The 2,350-nt window shown below is 53.7% G+C and carries 2 protein-coding genes; both read left to right on the plus strand.

Annotated elements, in window-relative coordinates; all coding sequences use genetic code 11:
- On the plus strand, positions 1-1,668 hold a 1,668-nt coding region (locus ACTHS3_RS11650; protein WP_440368006.1), incomplete at its 5' end, for a copper-translocating P-type ATPase.
- A 71-nt stretch (positions 1,669-1,739) separates the two neighbouring features.
- Complete coding sequence (locus tag ACTHS3_RS11655; protein ID WP_070504810.1) at positions 1,740-2,222, plus strand: sel1 repeat family protein; 483 nt, start codon at positions 1,740-1,742, stop codon at positions 2,220-2,222.
- The last annotated feature ends 128 nt before the right edge of the window (positions 2,223-2,350 follow it).

The following is a 2,350-nucleotide window of genomic DNA, read 5'->3' on the forward strand; positions in this document are numbered from 1 at the left end:
GTCTATATGCTGTTTTTCAGCCCGCACGCGGCGCACGGCATGGCACACGTGTATTTTGAAGTAGGCGTGATGGTGATTGGTTTTGTGTCGCTGGGCAAATTTTTGGAACACCGCACCAAAAAATCCAGCCTGAACAGCTTGGGCTTGCTGCTCAAACTCACGCCGACCCAAGTCAACGTGCAACGCGATGGCGAATGGAAACAACTGCCCATCGACCAAGTGCAAATCGGCGACCTTATCCGCGCCAACCACGGCGAACGCATTGCCGCCGACGGCATCATCGAGAGCGGCAGCGGTTGGGCGGATGAGAGCCATCTTACCGGCGAATCCAACCCCGAAGAGAAAAAAGCGGGCGGCAAAGTGTTGGCGGGTGCGTTGATGACCGAAGGCAGCGTGGTGTACCGCGCCACACAACTCGGCAGCCAAACCCTGCTTGGCGACATGATGAACGCGCTGTCCGAAGCGCAGGGCAGTAAAGCGCCGATTGCGCGCGTGGCCGATAAAGCAGCGGCGGTATTCGTGCCAACTGTCGTGGGCATTGCGCTTCTGACTTTTATCGCCACTTGGCTGGTTAAGGGCGATTGGACGATTGCGCTGATGCACGCCGTTGCCGTTTTGGTAATTGCTTGTCCGTGCGCGCTCGGTCTGGCGACCCCTGCCGCGATTATGGTCGGCATGGGCAAAGCAGTGAAACACGGCATTTGGTTTAAAGACGCAGCGGCAATGGAGGAAGCCGCCCACGTCGATGCCGTCGTGTTGGACAAAACCGGCACGCTGACCGAAGGCAGACCGCAGGTTGCCGCCGTTTATTGCGTTCCCGACAGCGGCTTTGACGAAGACGCTTTGTACCGCATCGCTGCCGCCGTCGAACAAAACGCCGCCCACCCGCTCGCGCGCGCCATCGTTTCCGCCGCCCAAGCGCGTGGTTTGGAAATCCCCACTGCACAAAACGCGCAAACCGTTGTCGGCGCAGGCATTACCGCCGAAGTCGAAGGAGTGGGTTTGGTGAAAGCGGGCAAAGCCGAATTTGCCGAACTGACCTTGCCGAAGTTTTCAGACGGCGTTTGGGATATTGCAAGCATTGTTGCAGTCTCAGTCGATAACAAACCTATCGGCGCATTCGCACTTGCCGACGCGTTGAAAGCCGATACCGCCGAAGCCATAGGCCGTCTGAAAAAACACAATATCGATGTCTATATTATGAGCGGCGACAACCAAGGCACGGTCGAATACGTCGCCAAACAACTGGGTATCGCACACGCCTTTGGCAACATGAGTCCGCGCGATAAAGCTGCCGAAGTGCAGAAACTCAAAGCTGCCGGCAAAACCGTGGCCATGGTCGGCGACGGCATCAACGACGCTCCCGCACTCGCCGCCGCCAACGTCAGCTTCGCCATGAAAGGCGGTGCGGACGTTGCCGAACACACCGCATCCGCTACGCTGATGCAGCATTCGGTTAATCAGCTCGCCGATGCCCTGCTGGTGTCGCAGGCAACTTTGAAAAACATTAAGCAAAACCTGTTTTTCGCCTTCTTCTACAATATTTTGGGCATTCCGCTTGCCGCACTCGGCTTTTTAAACCCCGTCATCGCAGGCGCGGCAATGGCGGCAAGCTCGGTTTCGGTATTGGGTAATGCCTTGCGCCTGAAACGGGTGAATATTGAGTGATAATATAAAGGCCGTCTGAAGACTGTTTTTTCAGACGGCCTGTCATCAAGTATTTTTGGAGAAATAATCAGATGAAAACACTTCGTTTATTGTTTGGTTTAGCATTGGTTGCCACTGCATTTAGCGTGCAGGCTGAGGATTACAGCGAGAAGCAGCACGATAAGCTGATACGGGAATGCAATCGGAACAATCTGGAGAGTTGCGTCACTGCGGCCATTTGGATGCGCGATTATCTTGAAGCGCCTGCTCATGCGTATCCGTTTCTGAAAAAAGCCTGTGATGGCGGCAATATGCGCGGCTGCAATGTTTTGGGTAATCTGTATCTCAATCCGTCCAGCGGTTTGGGCATGGATTATGCCGCAGCGGTCAAGCTCTACGAACGGGCCTGTAAAGGCGGTTATGAAAATGCCTGTACCAATCTTGAAGAAACTAAAGCAGAGATGGCGCAAGGCAATACACCAGACCGCGACAGTCGTTTAAATCAATTAAGCCAATCTTGTGCTTTAGAAAACGAATCCGCTTGCCAGGCATTAATGCTGGAAATGCAACGTTGAGCGTCACGCTGAGGCCGTCTGAAACATTGTTTTTTTCAGACGGCCTTTAATCATATTTTCTGATTTTGAGATCCAAGCGGGAGTATGTCGTATGGACATGATGTTGTTTACCAATATTGTATTGATTG

It is taken from the genome of Neisseria sp. P0009.S007, assembly GCF_051962515.1.